The sequence below is a fragment of the Pseudomonas sp. LLC-1 genome, from assembly GCF_002992185.1.
Taxonomy (GTDB): Bacteria; Pseudomonadota; Gammaproteobacteria; order Pseudomonadales; family Pseudomonadaceae; genus Aquipseudomonas; species Aquipseudomonas monteilii.
This window is the reverse complement of record NZ_LUVY01000027.1, coordinates 15,113-31,438: the sequence shown is the minus strand read 5'-3', so window position 1 is coordinate 31,438 and position 16,326 is coordinate 15,113. Positions and strand designations below refer to the sequence as shown.

Below are 16,326 nucleotides of genomic sequence, written 5' to 3'. Positions count from 1 at the left end.
GCGGGTGGTCCTGCTCTTGTAAGGGGCGAGGGACTGCAACGGCTATTCGATAGGACAGTGTAGCTGGGAGAGGTGTTCAACCTGTACCGGCCTCTTCGCGGGCTTGCTCGCGAAGAGGCCGGTGCAGGTATCGGATTACCCGCGGTGACGGCCGCGGAAGTAGTTGATCAGACCCTGGGTGGAGCCATCTTCGGCGCTGTCTTCCAGGCTGCCGACCAGGCGTTGGTAAACGCCTTTGCCCAGCTCCTTGCCCAGCTCTACGCCCCACTGGTCGAACGCATTGATACCCCAGATCACGCTTTGTACGAACACCTTGTGTTCGTACATCGCCACCAGCGCACCTAGGCGGCGAGGGCTGATGCGCTCCACGACCAAGGTGTTGCTCGGGCGGTTGCCCGGGATCACCTTGTGCGGGGCCAGTTTTTCGATATCCGCTTCGTTCAGGCCCTTGCCGCGCAGCTCGGCTTCGGCTTCTTCGCGGGTTTTGCCGAGCATCAGCGCCTGGCTCTGCGACAGGCAGTTGGCGTACAGCCACTGGTGATGGTCGGCCACCGGGTTGAAGCTCACCACCGGCACGATGAAGTCGGCCGGAATCAGCTGGGTGCCCTGGTGCAGCAACTGGTGATAGGCGTGCTGGCCGTTACAGCCGACGCCGCCCCAGATCACCGGGCCGGTATCAACCTTCACCGGGGTGCCGTCCTGCAGCACGCTCTTGCCGTTGGATTCCATGTCCAGCTGCTGCAGGTGTTTGGTGATGTTACGCAGGTAGTGATCGTACGGCAGGATCGCATGGCTGTTCGCGTCCCAGAAGTTGCCGTACCACACGCCTAGAAGGGCCAGCAGCACTGGCATGTTCTTGTCGAACGGCGCGGTCTGGAAGTGCTGGTCCATGGTGTAGGCACCCGACAGCAGTTCCTTGAAGTTGGCCGTACCGATGGCCAGGGCAATTGGCAGGCCGATGGCCGACCACAGCGAATAACGCCCACCCACCCAGTCCCACATCGGGAAGATGTTCTCTTCGCGGATGCCGAAGGCCACGGCGGCGGCCTTGTTGCTGGAAACGGCGATGAAGTGGCGGTACAGCTCGGCTTCCGAGCCGCCCTGGGCCAGGTACCAGGTGCGTGCGGCCATGGCGTTTTTCAGGGTCTCGAGGGTGTTGAACGACTTGGACGAGACAATGAACAGGGTGGTTTCGGCACGCAGGTTGGCCGACAGCTCGTGGAACTCACTGCCGTCAATGTTCGCCAAGTAGTGGCAACGCACGCCGCGTTGGGCATACGGCAGCAGTGCTTCGGACACCAGTTCGGGGCCGAGGAACGAGCCGCCGATGCCGATGTTGACCACGTCGGTGATCGGCTTTTCGCTGTAGCCGCGCCACAGGCCGTCGTGGATGCGCCCGACCAGTTCGGTGATCTGGTTGAGCACCTTGTGCACTTCCGGCATGACGTTCACGCCGTTGACGCTGAGCTTGTCGCCTACTGGCCGGCGCAGGGCGGTGTGCAGCACCGGACGGCCTTCGGAGGCGTTGATGATTTCGCCGCCGAACATCGACTTGATGGCGTCCTGCAGGCCCACTTCGTTGGCCAGGTTGACCAGCAGGTCGCGGCTTTGTTCGGTGATCAGGTTTTTCGAGTAGTCCAGGAACAGGCCGCAGCAGCTCAGGGAGAACTGGTCGAAGCGTTTGGCATCGGCGGCAAAGGCTTCGCGCATGCTGAAACCTTGCATGGCGTCGCGGTGTTGCTGAAGCGCCTGCCAGGCGGGCAGGGCCGTCACATCGTGGGGTGTACGGTAATACGCCATTGCGCGGGGTTCCCTTGGTGCGTGGTGATGCCTTGGACACGGCAGTCATTGCCGGGTTCAGGCTGGCATCATTATAGGCAAAGGCCACGCGCTGGGAATGGGTATGGCAGGGTGATTTTGGGGCTGCAAAGCAGCCCCAGGCTATTACGCGGTCTTGTCTTCGACGTGCAGGTAAAGGTTGTCGATCAACCGCGTGTTACCGAGGTAAGCCGCCGCGATCACAACCAGGTCGCGATCATCGATCATTGCCGGGCGCAGGCTCACGGCATGACGCACTTCCAGGTAGTCCGGGCGCAAACCCGCAGTGTTCAGCTGCGCTTGGCCTTCAGCGATCAGCGCGGCAAAATCCCGTTGGCCACGGCTGATGCCCGCTGCGATGTGCTGCAGTGTGCGGTACAGCGCGGGCGCTGCAGTACGCTGCTCGGGCGTGAGGTAACCGTTGCGCGACGACAGCGCCAGGCCATCGTCAGCACGCACGGTGGGCTCGCCGATGATCTGGACCGGCATGTTCAGGTCGCGCACCATGGCGCGGATCACTGCCAGTTGCTGAAAGTCCTTTTCGCCGAATACGGCAAGGTCCGGCTGGACCATGTTGAACAGCTTGCTGACGACGGTGGCCACGCCTTCGAAATGCCCTGGCCGGCTGGCGCCGCAGAGGCCTTCGGAAAGCTGCGGTACGCTGACGCGGGTTTGCACGCTCATGCCGTCGGGGTACATCTCTTCCACGGTGGGCGCGAACAGCAGGTTGCAGCCGGCTTGCAGCAGGCGTTCCTGGTCGGCGGCCAGGGTGCGCGGGTATTTGTCCAGGTCTTCGTTGGCGCCGAACTGCAGCGGGTTGACGAAGATGCTGGCCACCACAAAGTCGGCGCGCTGTGCAGCTTTGGTCACCAAGGCTGCGTGGCCGCTGTGCAGGTTGCCCATGGTCGGCACGAAGCCGATGCGTTTGCCTTCACCGCGGGCGCGGGCAACGGCTGCACGCAGTTCACGGACGGTTTTGACTGTATTCATGCACTGAACCCGTGTTCGCTACCTGGGAAGCTGACTTGCTTGACGGCCTCGACATAGGCGACAAGGGCGCCTTGAATGTCTGGCTGGCCTTCCATGAAGTTCTTCACGAACTTCGGTACCCGGCCGCTCAGCGACAGGCCGAGCATGTCGTGCAGCACCAGCACCTGACCATCGGTGGCGCTGCCGGCGCCGATGCCGATTACCGGGATGCCCACGGCATTGGTGATTTCTGCCGCCAGTTCGCTGGGTACGCATTCAAGCAGCAGCATGGCCGCACCGGCCTGCTCCAGGGCGATGGCGTCGGCACGCATCTGCCGGGCCTGGGCCTCCTGACGGCCCTGCACCTTGTAGCCGCCCAGCACGTTGACAGTCTGCGGGGTCAGGCCCATGTGTGCGCACACCGGCACGCCACGCTCGGCCAGCAGGCGGATGGTTTCTGCCAGCCAGGCAGCGCCTTCGATCTTGATCATGTGGGCGCCGGCTTGCATCAGCGTGGCGCTGTTGGCGAAGGCCAGCTCCGGGGTGGCATGTGCCATGAACGGCAGGTCGGCGAGGATCAGGGCGCCGTCATTGCCGCGTTTGACACAGGCGGTGTGGTAGGCCATGTCTGCTGTAGTGACCGGCAAGGTGCTGTCGTGGCCCTGCAGGACCATCCCCAGCGAGTCGCCCACCAGCAACACTTCGACACCGGCCTGGCTGGCGGCCTTGGCGAAGGTCGCGTCGTAGCAGGTCAGCATGGTGATTTTTTCACCCTTGGCCTTGAGGCCATTGAGGGTGGTGAGGGTTACTTCAGGCATGTAGGAAATTCCTCGTTCAGGCGCTGTAAAAAACGACTGCATTCAACGCGTGTAGTCATCTTCCGGAGCGGCACATCATCGCGCGTGATGTTCGGGCACAGGTCCGTCCGGGCCTAAATACGGGTATGCGGCACTTTGGTGCCACACGGGACGCCTATAGTCGTGAGCGAGGTGGGGGAAGTCAATCACCCTGTTACCGCATTGTTACGATCAGGGTGTTACTGGCGTTACCGCGGTGGCGTGGCAGGCTGGAACGCCCGGTTTACAGGCGTTCCAGGCCGACGAACGGACAGTCGTCGAGTAACTGTGCGAGGGCGCGGCCATCGGCCAGGCGGAAATCGCCCGGGACCAGTTCAGCCAGCGGATACAGCACGAAGGGGCGGGCGTGCATGTGGTAGTGCGGCACTTTCAGGCGTGGCTCATCGAGTACCTGATCACCGAACAGCAGGATGTCCAGGTCGAGCGTGCGCGGGCCCCAGCGCTCCTTGCGTACGCGGCCCTGGTCGTTCTCGATGGCCTGCAGCGCATCGAGCAGAGCCAGGGGCGGCAGCGCGGTGTCCAGGGCAGCAACTGCGTTGGTGTAGCGCGGTTGGCCGGGCAGCAACGAGTCGCTGGTGTACAGGGCCGAGGCGGCTACCAGGCGTGTCCCGTCCACTTGGTCGAGCGCCTGCAAGGCGCTGCGCAGCTGCTCGGCAGGTGCGTCCAGGTTGCTGCCCAGGCCGACGTAGGCGCGCGTCTTCACTCGAACGCCTCGTCGCCACCGCGTTTGCGCTTGCTGCCGCTGCGCTTGCGTTTGCGCGGGCCGGCACCGGTGCCTTCGTCACGGCTGCCCAGCTCGCGGATCATCTCGCGGCGTTCGCTGTCGTTGGCATCCTGGTAATCGGTCCACCACTGGCCGAGGTCGTCGGTTTCTTCGCCCGCGCTTTCACGCAGCAGCAGGAAGTCGTAACCGGCGCGGAAGCGGGGGTTGTCCAGCAGCAGGTCGGCACGCTTGCCGCTGCGCCGTGGCAGGCGCTCCTGCATGTCCCAGATCTCGCGGATCGGCAGGGTGAAGCGCTTGGGGATGGCAATGCGTGCGCATTGCTCGGCGATCAGGTCATGAGCGGCACCGTTCATGGCCGGGATCGGCGGTACACCCTGGTTCTGCAGGTGCAGCACGCGGGATGGCAAGGCTGGCCACAGCAGTGCAGCGAACAGGAACGCCGGCGTGACCGGCTTGCCCTGCTTCACGCGCAGGTCGGTGTTGTTCAGTGCCTGGCTGATCAGCGTGTGGGTGTAGGTCGGGCGCTCGTCCAGGGCGTGGGCACTGGCCGGGAACAGCGGCTCGAACAACTGCAGGTCGACCAGCATTTCGAACGCGATGGCGCCTTGTCCGGAAAGGAACAGCTTGAGGCTTTCTTCGAACAGGCGCGCTGGCGGGATTTCGCGCAGCAACGGGGCCAGTTCGCGAATCGGCTGGACCGTGTGCTTTTCGATGCCAAAGTCGAGCTTGGCGGCGAAACGCACTGCACGCAGCATGCGCACCGGGTCTTCCTGGTAGCGGTGGGTCGGGTCGCCGATCAGCCGCAGCAGGCGGTTGCGCACGTCGTGCACGCCATTGGCGTAATCGAGAATGCGCTCGCTGACCGGGTCGTAGTACAGGGCGTTGATGGTGAAGTCGCGGCGTTGCGCGTCTTCTTCCAGGGTGCCGTACACGTTGTCACGCAGGATGCGGCCACTGGCATTGTGCGACGAACGGTGGCTGTCGCCCTGATCGTCTTCCGAGTGAGGGGCGCGGAAGGTGGCGACTTCGATGATCTCACGGCCGAAATGCACGTGGACCAGCTTGAAGCGGCGACCAATGATGCGCGCGTTGCGGAACTCGGCACGGACCTGTTCGGGAGTGGCACTGGTGGCGACGTCGAAGTCTTTCGGCGTGATGCCCAGCATCAGGTCGCGGACACAGCCACCGACCAGGTAAGCCTGGTAGCCGGCGCTTTGCAGGCGTTCCACGATGTTCACCGCATGGCGGCTGAACTGGTGGCGCTGCAGCGAGTGCTGGCTCTTGTTGATCACCTCAGGCGTGGTGCGCCTGTGGTGCTGGCCCGGTACGGGCGGGCGGAACGACTGGAACAGCTTCTTCAGCATGGGATGCACTGTTTGAAGGAATGTTCGGCCAAGAATAGGAGAATGGCCGCATGATGGGCGGGGATTCTAGCATTTACTCAGGGAATGGTGTAGGCGGGTAGCAGGATGCCTGCCAGAAGGGTAGAAACGACAAGGGGAGCCTAAGCTCCCCAAGAAGTCGTTGCGTGCTCTTATTGTTTTTTTGCTGGGCTTCTTGTTTTTGTTGAGTGCCCTGTCCACAAATCTCGAAGCTTGTGGACGACCCCCAATCCAGGGGTTAAGAGCAAACGGATTGCTTTGGCCGCTGATGTCACGTTGATCTGTCGATCCAACCAGTTCAGGCGCTGCTTTTTAGTGCAGTTTTTGTTGTTCTCTGCCTGGTTGTGGGGCAAGCCCCAAACACGCATCCTCTCCAAAAGAATCAGTTAGCTGCGCCTCCGCCGTCTTGTTTTTATTGTGCGTGAGCCGTTTCGTCTTGTTCTTATTCTGAGTTGCAGTGCTTGTTATTGTTTTTGTACTAAGCATATAGCAGGTGCCGTGCCAACTTTTGCAAACCCAGTAAAATCAAGGGGTTGGGGCGTTCTGGTGATTTTCGAGGGGCTGAAAATGTCGGGATTTCGTTACCGTACGCCTCGGGAACTGTTACGACGGAAAGGTTGGGTAACAGATTTTTGCGGGGACTGATGTGTTACCTGGGGTGTGGTGGCTAGCTGTGCTGGCCCTTTCGCGGGCTTGCCCGCTCCCACAGGATCACCACGGGCTGCCAGGTTGTGCGGTCCCTGTGGGAGCGGGCGAGCCCGCGAATAGGCCGGTGAGGCTGGTAGAGAAGGGGCGGGAGGAACCTCCCGCCCAGGCAGGTCAGTTATCGCTGGTAACGTTGCTCTTGCGCCGAGGAATGCCCAGGCGCTGACGGCGTTCCCAGAGGCACTTGCGGCTGACGCCAAGCTTGCGTGCCAGTTCGGTCTCGGTCATGTGGTCCTGGTGTTCGAGCACGAAGTGCTGGAAGTAGTCTTCCAGCGACAGGTCTTCGGTCGGCTCGTGGCTGGCATTGGCAGCACTGGCTGCAACCAGGGCGTTGTTGAGGATCTCGTCCTCCTCCAGGTCGCCCAGTTCAATGTCGATGCCCAGCAGGTCGGCCGAAATTTCTGCGCTCTCGCTAAGAATCACCGCACGCTCCACGGCGTTTTCCAGCTCTCGCACGTTACCTGGCCAGCTGTAATGACGAATGGCTTGCTCGGCCTCGGCCGAGAAGTGCAGGTCGTCGCGACCGATACGCGCGCGCTGGCGGGCGAGGAAGGCGCTGGCGATCTCGTTCACGTCACTGCCGCGCTCGCGCAGGGCAGGCAGTTTCAGGGCGATGACGTGCAGGCGGTAGTAAAGGTCTTCGCGGAACTGGCCGGCCTTGGCCAGGTTCTTCAGGTCGCGGTGGGTCGCAGCGATCAGGCGCACATCGACCTTTTGCGACTGCACCGACCCCACCCGGCGAATCTCGCCTTCCTGCAGTACACGCAGCAGACGGGCCTGGGCTTCCAGTGGCAGTTCACCGATTTCGTCAAGGAACAGCGTGCCACCGTCGGCGGCCTCTACCAGGCCCGCACGCCCGGCGCTGGCACCGGTGAACGCGCCTTTCTCGTGGCCGAACAGTTCGGACTCGATCAAGGTTTCGGGGATGGCCGCGCAGTTCACCGAGATCATCGGTGCCTTGGCCCGGCGTGACAGGTTGTGCAGGGCGCGGGCCACCAGCTCTTTACCGGTACCCGACTCACCCTGGATCAGCACATTGGAGTCGGTGGGCGCCACCTTGCGGATCTTGCTGTACATGTCCTGCATGGGCGGGCATGAACCGATGATGCCGATTTCGCCATTGGCCGCAGCCGCGCTGCCTTTGTCGGCCGGGGCGGCCTTGCCGTTGGTGGCGCGTGGCTCGGCAGCCGGTGCGGCGGCCGGAGCGTTCTGCCGGTCGCGCAGGATACGCGCCACGGCCTGCAGCATCTCGTCGTGGTCGAAGGGCTTGGCGATGTAGTCCACCGCGCCCATTTTCATCGAGTCCACCGCCGAGCGCAGGCTGGCGTAGCTGGTCATGATCAGCACCGGGGTACCTTGGCCGAGCTTGATCAGCTCGGTGCCGGGCGCACCAGGCAGGCGCAGGTCGCTGACGATGAGGTCGAAGGTGGCAATGCTGAAGCGTTCCTGGGCTTCCTGCACCGAGCCGGCTTCGCTGACCTGGTACTGGTTCCGCTCGAGCAGGCGACGCAAGGCCGAGCGGATGATGGTTTCGTCTTCGACGATCAGAATGTGCGGCATTGATTCAATTCTCTCGACGGTCTCGAATTTCAGGGGACGTCGCTACGACATGCCGGGGCAGGGTCACGCGGATCCGGGTGCCACGTTGCCGTTCGATATCGGCCGGGCTGTCGATGGTGATTTGCCCATAATGCTCTTCCACGATGGAATAGACCAGAGCGAGCCCCAGTCCGGTTCCTTCGCCCGGGTCCTTGGTGGTGAAGAAGGGTTCGAACAGGCGGTCCATGATGCTCTTCGGTATCCCGCTGCCCTCGTCCTCGACGATCAGGTCGACGGTGTGCTCGCTCACTTCGCTGCGCACGCGCACGGCGCTGCCGGGCGGTGAGGCGTCGCGGGCGTTGGAGAGCAGGTTGATCAGCACCTGGGCCAGGCGCTGCGGGTCCCCTTCGGCCCAGTGGTCCGGGTCGCAGAGGTTGAAGAACTGTACTTCGAAATTGCGCCGGTTCAACGCCAGCAGACCGATGGCGTCCTGCGCCACTTCGGCCAGGCACACCGGCTCTTCGCTGTTCTGGTGGCTGCCGCCGGCATGGGCGAAGCTCATCAGCGACTGGACGATGCGCGATACCCGCTTGGTCTGGTCGAGGATCTGGCTGGACAGCTCGATGATTTCGCCATCACCTTCACGTTCCTCACGAAGGTTTTGCGCCAGGCAGGCGATGCCGGTAATCGGGTTGCCGATTTCGTGGGCTACGCCAGCGGCCAGGCGGCCGATGCTGGCCAGGCGCTCGGAATGCACCAGCTTGTCTTCCAGTGCCTGGGTTTCGGTCAGGTCTTCCACCAGCAGCACCAGGCCGCTGTTTCCGGGTGCCAGCGGCTCGTCGATGGCGGCCTTGTGCAGGTTCAGCCAGCGTGGTTGGCCGTCCAGCGCCAGGCGCTGCTTGTGCAGGTGCTCGTCGGGCACGTTGATGAAGCCTTGCAGCAGGCCGCGCCAAGGCTCGTCGATGGTGACCAGGCGCGAGCCGACCACATGCTTGGCGGCGATGCCGGTGAGCTCTTCCATGGCCTTGTTCCACATCAGGATTTCCTGGTCCTTGGCCAGCGAGCAGACGCCCATGGGCAGCTCCTGCAGGGTCTGGCGGTGGTAACGGCGCAGGGCATCGAGCTCTGCGGCAAGGCCGGTCAGGCGCGAGTGGTAGTCTTCCAGGCGGCTTTCGATGAAATGGATGTCTTCGGTCACGTAGTTTTCGTTACCGGACTTGTACGGCAGGAAGGTCTCGACCATGTCCTGGGCCACGCTCGGCCCCATCAGCCCGGACAGGTTCGCTTCGATGCGGTCTCGCAGGCGGCGCAGGGCATAGGGGCGGCGCTCGTCGAACGGCAGGTAGAGGTCGCGCAGGGCCTGCTCCACTTCCTTTTGTGCGGCCTTGGCGCCCAGTGGTTTGGCCAGCTGGGTGGCGAATTCCTGGGGCGAGGCTGCGTGCAGCTCGCGGCGCTGCGGACGGCGCACGTTGTCCACCGCGCAGGCTTCGGCGGCGCTGACTTCTTCGTTGCTGGCGTTGGTGAACAGCGAGATCAGGGTAAACAGCAGCACGTTGGCCGCCAGCGAGGCAATGGCCGCCATGTGCCAGCTGGTGTCGTCCAGCACATAGATCATGTCCAGCAGCGGGATGTAGAAGCCCTGCAGGTTGCCCAGCAGCGGCAGCAGCATGGTCACCATCCACACCAGGGTGCCGGCCAGCAGCCCGGCAATGAAGCCGCGGCGGTTGGCGGTGGGCCAGTACAGCACCGACAGTACGCCGGGCAGGAACTGCAGCGTGGCGACGAAGGCGACGATGCCCAGGTTGGCCAGGCTCTGGTGGTTGTTCTGGGTCAGGTAGAACATGAAGCCGGCGGTGATGATGGCAACGATCAGGGCGCGGCGGGTCCACTTCAGCCAGCGGTAGATGTTGCCCTCGGCCGGGGGTTGATACAGCGGCAATACCAGGTGGTTGAGGGCCATGCCCGACAGCGCCAGGGTGGTGACGATGATCAGGCCGCTGGCGGCCGACAAGCCGCCGACGTAGGCCAACAGTGCCAGTGCCTCGTTGTTGGCGGCAATACCCAGGCCCAAGGTGAAGTACTCGGGGTTGGTGCTGGCGCCCAGGCGCAGGCCGGCCCACAGCACCAGCGGCACGGCCAGGCTCATCAGCAGCAGGAACAGCGGCAGGCCCCAGCTGGCGCTGACCAGTGAGCGCGGGTTGAGGTTTTCGGTGAAGGCCATGTGGTACATGTGCGGCATGACGATGGCCGAGGCGAAGAACACCAGCAGCAGGGTGCGCCATGGCCCTTCCTGCAGCGGGGTGTGCAGGGCGGCCAGGGCGGTCTGGTTCTGCAGCAGCCAGACTTCCAGTTCGTGCGGGCCGCCAAATACGCCATAAAGGGCGTAAAGGCCGATGCCGCCCAGGGCCAGCAACTTGATCACCGATTCGAAGGCGATGGCGAACACCAGCCCTTCGTGTTTCTCACGCGTGGCGATGTGCCGCGAACCGAAGAAGATGGTGAACAGGATGATCAGCGTACAGAAGGCGAATGCCACCCTTGCCTTGACCGGCTCACCGGTGAGGATACTGATCGAGTCGGCCACCGCCTGGATTTGCAGCGCCAGCAAAGGCAACACGCCAATCAGCATGATGATGGTGGTCAGCGCCCCCGCCCAGGTACTGCGGAAGCGAAACGCCAGCAGGTCGGCCAGTGATGACAGCTGGTAGGTGCGGGTGATCTTGAGGATCGGGTATAGCAGCACCGGTGCCAGCAGGAACGCGCCGGACACGCCCAGGTAACAGGCAAGGAAGCCGTAGCCGTACTGGTAGGCCAGGCCGACTGAGCCATAGAAGGCCCAGGCACTGGCGTATACGCCCAGCGACAGGGTGTAGGTAAGCGGGTGGCGAATGATCGAGCGCGGGATGACCCCCCGCTCGCTGATCCAGGCCACGCCGAACAGCACCATGAGGTACCCGGCGCTGATCAGGATCATCTGGGTCAGGCTAAAGCTCATCGGCATCTCGTTGGCTCTGCAGGATGAAGGTGACGACGATCAGGATCAGCCAGAGCAGGTAAGGGCGGTACCAGGCTCCGGTCGGTTCGATCCACCAGTCCATGATGGCCGGGGAGAACAGGTAGATCCCCACGACCAGAAGCAGGACCAAACGATAGATGTACATGCTGGCCTCGATGGTTGGGCGCTGCGGGCTTGGACTTATTATTGGCGCAAATGGCTGAGGGGATGCTAGCGGGAATCGGTGGCGTTAGCCAAGAGTTTGAATTTGTTAGGCTTTTGTTTTTGGTGAGATGCGCGGTGTTTAGCATCACGCGATCCCTGTAGGAGCGACCTTGTGTCGCGATGGGGCGCGTAGCGGCCCCAGGATTTCAGCCCTGCCGCACATATTGCCGGGGCTGCTTTGCAGCCCATCGCGACACAAGGCCGCTCCTACACTGACCGCATTGGCCGGTCAGATCCGAGGCTCAGCGCAAATCAGCCTCTGGCACCGTGGTCCGCTGCGCAATCGCCTCTGGCCGCCACTGCTTGCGCGCCACCGCCAGCACTTCAGCCGGTGTTGCCAGCAGTAACTCGGGGTCTGCTTCTTGCCCCAGCGCCCGCAACGCGCGCAGCAACAACGGCGTAGCATGCTCCGCCTGCAACGGCGGCGAGCGGTACGACTTGCCCAGCTTGTGCCCGTCCGGCTGGACGATCAGCGGTATATGCAGGTAACGCGGCTGCGAAAAGCCCAGCAGCTCTTGCAGGTACAGCTGGCGCGGGGTGTTGTCGAGCAGGTCGGCGCCACGCACGATATCGGTAACACCCTGCCAGGCATCGTCCAGCACCACCGCCAGCTGGTAGGCATACAGCCCGTCACGGCGCTGGATGACAAAGTCGCCCACCTCACGCCCCAGGTGCTGCTGGTACTCACCCTGTACCCGGTCGGTAAAGCGGTAGATCAGCTCGGGCACGCGCAAGCGGATTGCCGCGCCTTCACGGGCATGCCCGGCGTTGCGGCACAGGTCCGGGTAAATCCCGTTGTAACCCTCCAGTTGCTTGCGCGAACACGTACAGGCATAAGCCAGGCCCATGTTGAACAGGCGGTCGACCACTGCCGCGTACGCGTCGTGGCGCTGGCTCTGGAACACGACCTCGCCATCCCATTCCAGGCCGTAACGTTCAAGGGTTTGCAGGATGGCATCGCGGGCGCCGGGCATTTCGCGGGGTGGGTCGGTGTCTTCCATTCGCAGCAGCCAGCGGCCATTGACGGCGCGGGCATCGAGCCAGGAGGCGAGGGCGGCGACCAGCGAGCCGAAGTGCAGGAAGCCGCTGGGGGTGGGGGCGAAACGCCCGATGTAGCTGGAGTCGGTCATGGTCTGGCTGGGCATATAAATGAAACGGGGCGCATCGAGCGCCCCGTTCAGGTGGAAGAAAGATCAGCCTTTGCCGACCGTTTTTTCCTTTTTCTCGGCGATTTCCTTGCAGTCGAAGCACAGGTCCGCGGTCGGACGGGCTTCCAGGCGGCGCAGGCCGATTTCGATACCGCACGACTCACACCAGCCGTATTCGTCGGCCTTGATCTTGTCGAGGGTCTTGTCGATTTTCTTGATCAGCTTGCGCTCGCGGTCGCGGTTGCGCAGCTCCAGGGCGAATTCTTCTTCCTGGCTGGCGCGGTCGGCCGGGTCGGGGAAGTTGGCTGCTTCGTCCTTCATGTGGTCCACAGTGCGGTCCACACTGGTCATCAGCTCTTGCTTCCAGGCGCCGAGAAGCTTGGTGAAGTGCTTTTTCATGGGCTCGCCCATGTACTCTTCACCCTTGGTTTCTACGTATGGCTCGACACCGTACATGGTCTGGGCTTTTTGCTTTTCTACGGTGGACATGAATAGACCGCCTCTCACTCATCTGATCCAATGCGCAGGCTGCTCCATCTCCGGCACCCGCCGGCCCTGCGACTGCGAGCCGCCGAACTTACCAGATAGATCGGGGGTGCGCTACCCCGCCTGTTACTGGCAATTGACAGCGGCCTGAGCCGTACGTTCGGTGGCGTGCAGAGGTAGAATCTCCAGTTTAGACCCAATTGAGAGAAGGTCATGGCCCACCCCTACAGTGCGCGCAGTCGCGCCATCGAACCCTTCCATGTCATGGCACTGCTGGCCCGGGCCAACGAGCTGCAGGCGGCCGGGCATGACGTGATCCACCTGGAAATCGGTGAGCCGGACTTCACCACGGCCGCGCCCATCGTCGCAGCCGGCCAGGCGGCACTGGCCGCCGGGCACACCCGCTACACCGCTGCGCGCGGGCTGCCACAACTGCGCGAAGCCATCGCCGGCTTTTATGGCCAGCGGTATGGGCTGAGTATCGACCCGGAGCGCATCCTCATTACCCCGGGTGGCTCTGGCGCATTGCTGTTGGCCAGCAGCCTGTTGGTTGACCCGGGCAAGCACTGGCTGCTGGCCGACCCCGGCTACCCGTGCAACCGCCACTTCCTGCGCCTGGTCGAGGGTGGCGCGCAGTTGGTGCCGGTAGGGCCGGACGTGAATTACCAACTGACAGCCGACCTGGTCGACCGTTATTGGGACAAGGACACGGTGGGCGCTCTGGTCGCTTCGCCGGCCAACCCGACCGGCACCGTGCTGGGGCGTGACGAGCTGGCCAGCCTTGCCAGGGCCACCCATGAGCGTCACGGTCACCTGGTGGTGGACGAGATCTACCATGGCCTCACCTATGGCATGGACGCGCCAAGCGTGCTGGAAGTCGACGACTCGGCGTTCGTTCTGAATAGTTTTTCCAAGTATTTCGGCATGACCGGTTGGCGCCTCGGCTGGCTGGTGGCGCCGCCTGGCGCAGTGGCCGATCTGGAAAAGCTGGCGCAGAACCTGTACATCAGCGCACCTAGCATGGCGCAGCATGCCGCTCTGGCATGCTTCCAGCCGGAAACCCTGGCCATTTTCGAAGAACGCCGCGCCGAATTCGCCCGCCGTCGCGACTATCTGTTGCCAGCCCTGCGCGAACTGGGTTTCCGCATTGCCGTCGAGCCACAGGGCGCGTTCTACCTGTATGCCGACATCAGTGCCTTTGGCGGTGATGCGTTCGCCTTCTGTCGGCACTTCCTGGAAACCGAGCACCTGGCCTTCACGCCGGGCCTGGACTTCGGCCGCCACCTGGCCGGCCACCATGTGCGCTTTGCCTACACCCAGAACCTGCCACGCCTGGAGGAGGCGGTGCAGCGCATTGCCCGTGGCCTGCGGAGCTGGCAAGGCTGATGCTTTTCTCTCCTTCACTTGAACAGGGTCGCCTGCTGCGCCGCTACAAGCGCTTTCTGGCCGATATCGAACTGGCCAATGGTGAACAGCTGACCATTCACTGCCCGAACACCGGCTCCATGCTCAACTGCATGCGTGAAGGTGGGCAGGTGTGGTTCAGCCGCTCCAACGACCCCAAGCGCAAGCTGCCGGGTACCTGGGAAATCAGCGAAACGCCGCAGGGGCGGCTGGCCTGTGTGAATACCGGGCGGGCCAATGCGCTGGTCGAGGAGGCGCTGAGGGCTGGCGTGATTGCCGAGCTGGCCGGTTTCACGGCGCTCAAGCGCGAAGTGGCTTACGGCGAGGAAGGCAGCCGGATAGACTTTCGCCTGGAGTTTGACGGCGCGCCCGTGTATGTCGAGGTCAAGAGCGTAACCTTGGGCTACCCCGACAGCACGGTCGCAGCGTTCCCGGATGCGGTGACCCAGCGCGGTGCCAAGCACCTGCGCGAGTTGGCCACGCTGGCCCGGCAGGGCGTACGGGCGGTACAACTGTACTGCGTGAACCTGACCGGTATCGATGCCGTGCGCCCGGCCGAGGAAATCGACGGTGCCTACGCTCAGGCCCTGCGTGCCGCGGTGGCCGACGGAGTGGAGGTGCTGGCCTACGGTACCCGCCTGGACGCTGAAGGCATCGTCATCGACCGCCGCTTGCCAGTGCTGCTCAACCCTTGAACCAGATGCCCTGGCTGTCTTCGTGGCAGCCTATGGGCTGAAGTTGCTCTCCTTCACAGGGGCCGGCCACACATTCGCCGCTTTCTATCAGGAACAGCGCACCGTGGTGGGCACAGTGGATGAGGCTGGCGCTGTCATCCAGAAACGCATCTTCCGCCCAGTTCAGCGGGATCCCCCGATGCGGGCAGCGATTGCGGTACAGGTACACCTGGCCCTGGCGGCGCACGCCGAACAGTTCGACGCCGTCTACGCTGAAGGCGCGGCTTTGGCCTTCGGCCAGGCCGTGGGAGGTACAAAGGAAGTGCATGGCAAGGACGACTCGTGAAACAGATGATGGCTTGACGTGCCAATGCGAATAATTATCAAATTGCCCGCATTCGCTGCGCCTGGCTACCTATGGTGCGCAGTTCTGCCGCCCGCCACAAGGCGTGTGGTCCGCCTTCAGAAGGAACCCGATGATGCGCCGTCCCGTCGCCTTGCTCGCGCTGTGCGCAAGCCTTGTGCTCTCTACCCAGGCCCTGGCGGCCGAGCTGCCGCAACGCTGGGTCAGCGCCGGAGGTGCACTGAGTGAGTGGATAACTGCGCTGGGCGGTGAAGCGCGGCTGGTGGGGGTTGATACCACCAGCCAGCACCCGGCATCGTTGAAATCACTGCCCAGTGTGGGTTACCAGCGGCAACTGTCGGCGGAAGGCATCCTTAGCTTGCGCCCGGATGTGCTGGTGGGCACCGAAGAAATGGGCCCGCCACCGGTGCTGGCGCAAATCCGCAAGGCGGGTGTGCAGGTGGAGTTGTTTTCCAGCAAGGCCGAGCTGTCGGCGGTGGATGAAAACCTCAAGCACCTGGGCCAGTTGCTTGGCGCCGAGCAGCAAGCGTCGGCGTTGGCGGCCAGTTACCACCAGCAGCTTGAGGGTTTGCAGGCCAAGGTCAAGCAGGCCCAGGCAGGGCACAAGGCGCCGGGCGTGCTGCTACTCGTCGGGCATGCCGGCGCCAAGCCGCTGATTGCCGGGCAGGGCACTGCGGGTGACTGGCTGTTGGGCCAGGCGGGTGGGCGTAACCTGGCAGCGCATCAGGGTTACAAGAATTTCTCCAATGAAGCACTGGCCGCGCTGGACCCGGATGTGATCGTGTTCTCCGACCGGGCGCTGGCCGATGAGCAGGCCTTGCAGGCGCTGCTGAAAGAAAACCCCGCGCTGGCGGCGTCCCGTGCCGTGCGTGAGAAGCGCCTTGTATCGCTTGACCCAACATTGCTGGTCGGCGGTCTTGGGCCACGCCTGCCGGCTACCTTGCAGTCGCTGGCTGCCAACTTCTACCCGGCGGCCAAGGCCAGCTTTGCACAATGAAGCAGCGGGTACAGCCACGTACGTTGTTCATTTGCCTGA

At 63.3% G+C, this 16,326-nt stretch carries 14 protein-coding genes; 3 read left to right on the top strand and 11 right to left on the bottom strand.

Annotation, left to right across the window (positions count from 1 at the left end; translation table 11 throughout):
- Positions 1 to 135 precede the first annotated feature (135 nt).
- The 10 genes from pgi to dksA all read right to left on the bottom strand — a co-directional run bounded on the left by pgi (position 136) and on the right by dksA (position 12,851).
- The gene (gene pgi, locus A0O30_RS26465; protein WP_105948684.1) at positions 136 to 1,800 is read right to left on the bottom strand and encodes a glucose-6-phosphate isomerase; all 1,665 of its coding nucleotides are present in this window, start codon (positions 1,798 to 1,800) and stop codon (positions 136 to 138) included.
- A 144-nt stretch (positions 1,801 to 1,944) separates the two neighbouring features.
- Complete coding sequence (panC, locus tag A0O30_RS26460; RefSeq protein ID WP_105948683.1) at positions 1,945 to 2,808, bottom strand: pantoate--beta-alanine ligase; 864 nt, start codon at positions 2,806 to 2,808, stop codon at positions 1,945 to 1,947.
- Entirely contained in the window at positions 2,805 to 3,605 is an 801-nt protein-coding gene (gene panB, locus A0O30_RS26455) for a 3-methyl-2-oxobutanoate hydroxymethyltransferase (protein ID WP_019098148.1), read from the bottom strand. Before panB ends, panC begins: the two co-directional genes overlap by 4 nt.
- 262 nt (positions 3,606 to 3,867) lie before the next feature.
- On the bottom strand, positions 3,868 to 4,347 hold the full coding sequence (folK, locus tag A0O30_RS26450) for a 2-amino-4-hydroxy-6-hydroxymethyldihydropteridine diphosphokinase (protein ID WP_016712072.1): 480 nt from the start codon (positions 4,345 to 4,347) through the stop codon (positions 3,868 to 3,870).
- Positions 4,344 to 5,732: a polynucleotide adenylyltransferase PcnB gene (locus A0O30_RS26445; protein ID WP_105948682.1), complete on the bottom strand. Its 1,389-nt coding sequence runs from the start codon at positions 5,730 to 5,732 to the stop codon at positions 4,344 to 4,346. The genes folK and A0O30_RS26445 overlap by 4 nt, the downstream gene beginning before the upstream one ends.
- An 837-nt stretch (positions 5,733 to 6,569) precedes the next feature.
- Positions 6,570 to 8,015 (bottom strand): sigma-54 dependent transcriptional regulator, encoded by a 1,446-nt coding sequence (locus A0O30_RS26440; RefSeq protein WP_105948681.1) that lies wholly within the window; start codon positions 8,013 to 8,015, stop codon positions 6,570 to 6,572.
- A gap of 4 nt (positions 8,016 to 8,019) precedes the next feature.
- Complete coding sequence (locus A0O30_RS26435; RefSeq protein WP_177410316.1) at positions 8,020 to 10,995, bottom strand: sensor histidine kinase; 2,976 nt, start codon at positions 10,993 to 10,995, stop codon at positions 8,020 to 8,022.
- Entirely contained in the window at positions 10,979 to 11,155 is a 177-nt protein-coding gene (locus tag A0O30_RS26430; RefSeq protein ID WP_003250005.1) for a hypothetical protein, read from the bottom strand. The genes A0O30_RS26435 and A0O30_RS26430 overlap by 17 nt, the downstream gene beginning before the upstream one ends.
- Positions 11,156 to 11,456: 301 nt before the next feature.
- Positions 11,457 to 12,344: a tRNA glutamyl-Q(34) synthetase GluQRS gene (gene gluQRS, locus A0O30_RS26425; protein ID WP_177410318.1), complete on the bottom strand. Its 888-nt coding sequence runs from the start codon at positions 12,342 to 12,344 to the stop codon at positions 11,457 to 11,459.
- Positions 12,345 to 12,407: 63 nt separating this feature from the next.
- Positions 12,408 to 12,851 (bottom strand): RNA polymerase-binding protein DksA, encoded by a 444-nt coding sequence (dksA, locus tag A0O30_RS26420; protein WP_012274224.1) that lies wholly within the window; start codon positions 12,849 to 12,851, stop codon positions 12,408 to 12,410.
- 210 nt (positions 12,852 to 13,061) lie between these two features.
- On the opposite strand from dksA, the gene A0O30_RS26415 reads away from it, so the two are divergent.
- Positions 13,062 to 14,234, top strand: a complete 1,173-nt coding sequence (locus tag A0O30_RS26415) for a pyridoxal phosphate-dependent aminotransferase (protein WP_105948678.1) — start codon at positions 13,062 to 13,064, stop codon at positions 14,232 to 14,234.
- On the top strand, positions 14,234 to 14,947 hold the full coding sequence (gene sfsA / locus A0O30_RS26410) for a DNA/RNA nuclease SfsA (RefSeq protein WP_105948677.1): 714 nt from the start codon (positions 14,234 to 14,236) through the stop codon (positions 14,945 to 14,947). Before A0O30_RS26415 ends, sfsA begins: the two co-directional genes overlap by 1 nt.
- Here sfsA and A0O30_RS26405 read toward each other — a convergent pair.
- Positions 14,937 to 15,254 (bottom strand): Rieske (2Fe-2S) protein, encoded by a 318-nt coding sequence (locus A0O30_RS26405; protein ID WP_105948676.1) that lies wholly within the window; start codon positions 15,252 to 15,254, stop codon positions 14,937 to 14,939. The two genes, sfsA and A0O30_RS26405, sit on opposite strands and share 11 nt — an antisense overlap.
- A gap of 148 nt (positions 15,255 to 15,402) precedes the next feature.
- Between A0O30_RS26405 and A0O30_RS26400 the strand changes: the two genes are divergently transcribed.
- A complete protein-coding gene (locus A0O30_RS26400; RefSeq protein WP_105948675.1) occupies positions 15,403 to 16,287 on the top strand; it encodes a hemin ABC transporter substrate-binding protein in 885 nt (294 codons plus the stop codon).
- Positions 16,288 to 16,326: the final 39 nt, after the last annotated feature.